The following is a 2167-nucleotide window of genomic DNA, read 5'->3' as shown; positions in this document are numbered from 1 at the left end:
TGAAATGGCAAGTATCAGAAATACCTGCCTTGGCAGAATTACTCAAGGTGCTGGCAACATGATCCGTATCGATGAAATCTGGCTTTCTACCCAACCTCTGGATATGCGAGCAGGGATGGATACTGTCATGGCTCAGGTGGTGAGAGCCTTTGGCTACATTAAACCGCATTGTGCTTACCTGTTCTGTAATAAACGTGGCCATCGCATGAAAGTGCTGGTACATGATGGACTGGGCATCTGGCTGTGTGCCCGGCGTTTGGAACAGGGAAAATTCCACTGGGCTAAAGTTCACCAGGGTGAAAGCGTAGCTCTCAACCCGGAACAGTTACAGGCATTAATCCAGGGTTTGCCTTGGCAGCGCATTGGACGACAGCAGGTGGTCACGATGCTCTAAACCAAGCTCGGCTATTCTGCCATCCTCCAAACGTTCTATTTCATTCTTCTCATGACCTCAGGCATACTGCGGTCATGAATACGCTGCCAGATTTAAGCCAACTGACCCATGAACAACTGCTGGAATTCACCCGGCAGTTGGCGATGCAGCATCAACAACTCGCAGAAGATAAACAACAATTAGATGCTCAAGTTCAACATCTGGAAGTATCAAATCAACAATTAGATGCCAAAGTTCAACATCTTGAAGTCACCAATCAGCAATTAGATTCTAAAGTTCAGCATCTTTCTATTCTCAATCAAAAATACGAGCATGAACTGGCGCTGTTTAAACAGCATAAATTCGGCAGTAAAAACGAACATCTCACCGCAAAACAAATCCATCTGTGGGATGAGGCGGTCGAAGAAGATATCGCAGCCGTTGATCTGGAATTAGAACGATTAAATGCAGATAAAACCCATGCAGCGACACAGAAAGCCACAGTCAACAAACCTAAACGTCGACTGCTGCCAGATCATCTACACACCATCCGTATTGAGCATGAACCTGCATCAACCCAATGCAGTTGTGGCTGCCAGTTACGTCGTATCGGCGAAGATATCAGTGAAAAACTGCATTTCAGACCGGCACAGTTCTATAAGGAACAGCATGTGCGTGGTAAATGGGTCTGTGATCAGTGTGACACTCTGACTCAGCAAGCGATGCCCGCCTATGTGATTGATAAAGGCATTGCTTCACCTGAATTGCTCAGCCATGTGCTGGTATCGAAGTATGCCGATCATTTGCCGCTGTACCGTCAACGTCTGATCTATCAGCGGGCGGGAATCGAACTTTCTAGATCAACTTTATCTGACTGGATAGGTCGCTGCGGTGTGGAACTGGAACCTCTGGCCAATGCCTTAAAAGAGGTGGTACTACAACAGCAGGTGCTGCATGCAGATGAAACACCAGTCACCATCATGCGGATGGGTGAGAATGATAAAAAACCGAAGAAAGGTTATGTCTGGGCCTATGCCACCACACAGTACAATCCAGTTCAGGCGGTGATCTATGACTTTCAGGATAGTCGTTCAGGCCAGCATGCTGCAGAGTTCTTGAAAGGCTGGCAGGGCTATCTAGTCTGTGATGATTACAGTGGTTATAAAGCACGCTTTAAATCAGGCCAGGTCATAGAGGTGGGCTGCATGGCCCATGCACGTCGTAAATTCCATGAACTGCATGTAACTGGGAAAAGTCAGGTCGCTGAACAGGCCTTAGTGCTGATTCAGAAACTGTATGCGATAGAAGCAGAACTCAGGAAAAAGACCGATGGTACAGCGGAAGACCGCCGCGAATACCGACAACAGCATAGTCAACCAGTGATGCAACAACTATATGAATGGCTCAACCAACATCATCTGACAGTGCCATCGAGTTCTCCTACCGCCAAGGCCATCAATTACACTCTGAAGCGTTGGCCAGCCTTAAGCCGCTATCTGGATGATGGCAATCTACCGATTTGCAATAACTGGGTGGAAAACCAGATGCGCCCCTGGGCGTTGGGACGTAAGAACTGGTTATTTGCAGGTTCGCTGCGCAGCGGTCAGCGAGCAGCCAATATTATGACATTAATCCAGTCAGCAAAGCTGAATGGGCTGGATCCCTATGCCTATTTAAGTGATGTGCTGAAAAGGTTGCCGACACATAAAGTGACTCAGATTGAAGAATTACTGCCACATCGCTGGAAATCCAACTCAAATTAAAAAATAGGCATGGGGTTCAGCGGACGCTTAC

General features: G+C 47.4%; 2 protein-coding genes. Both read left to right on the top strand.

Annotated elements, in window-relative coordinates; genetic code table 11:
• Window positions 1-394, top strand: a 394-nt coding sequence (gene tnpB, locus FTT99_RS16270; protein WP_257230550.1) for an IS66 family insertion sequence element accessory protein TnpB, incomplete at its 5' end; no start/stop codon positions are given.
• A gap of 74 nt (window positions 395-468) precedes the next feature.
• Window positions 469-2136: an IS66 family transposase gene (locus FTT99_RS16265; RefSeq protein WP_180009710.1), complete on the top strand. Its 1668-nt coding sequence runs from the start codon at window positions 469-471 to the stop codon at window positions 2134-2136.
• Window positions 2137-2167: the final 31 nt, after the last annotated feature.

Source organism: Acinetobacter sp. YH12040, from assembly GCF_013420005.1.
GTDB lineage: Bacteria > Pseudomonadota > Gammaproteobacteria > Pseudomonadales > Moraxellaceae > Acinetobacter > Acinetobacter amyesii.
This window is presented reverse-complemented; position numbering and strand designations above follow the sequence as displayed.

Coding starts and splice junctions, on each gene's coding strand:
- FTT99_RS16265 (WP_180009710.1), top strand. CDS start 469: ATGAATACGCTGCCAGATTTAAGCCAACTGACCCATGAACAACTGCTG.